Source organism: Saccharothrix sp. ST-888, from assembly GCF_000955975.1.
GTDB lineage: Bacteria > Actinomycetota > Actinomycetes > Streptomycetales > Streptomycetaceae > Kitasatospora.
In genome coordinates this window covers 1-359 of sequence record NZ_JYJF01000561.1, presented here as the reverse complement: position 1 = coordinate 359, position 359 = coordinate 1, and the positions used below count along the sequence as shown (strand labels likewise).

At 77.2% G+C, this 359-nt stretch carries 1 protein-coding gene; it reads right to left on the bottom strand.

The window, feature by feature from the left end; all coding sequences use genetic code 11:
• Positions 1 to 156: 156 nt before the first annotated feature.
• Positions 157 to 359, bottom strand: a 203-nt coding sequence (locus UK12_RS43975) for a hypothetical protein (protein ID WP_231591501.1), incomplete at its 5' end; no start/stop codon positions are given.

Here is a 359-nt window from a genome sequence, read left to right as displayed (position 1 = left end):
CCGTACCGTCCACACCCAGCCCGAGGCCGTCCGCGAGCCTCACCGCCTCGCCGGTCTCCAGCCCCCTCACGCCAGCGGCGGGCCGCCCCCCGGGGCCCTGGCCCCCAACCAGCCACCCGGGAACGGCACCGGCCAGCCCATCTGCCTCTACGCCGACTACTGGCGCTGGCATAGCCCGTCCTCGTCGTCCGGACCGCCCGCCTTGCCGCGGCCGTTCCCGGGTCGCTGGTCCGGGTCGACGGCCCCGGGGTGCGGCACGCCGTCGCCGTGAAGCGGCTGGAGACCGGCGAGGCGGCGACGCTCGCGGACGGCGTCGGCGTGGGTGTGGCCGGGACGTTCACTGCCGTCCAGGGCTAGGA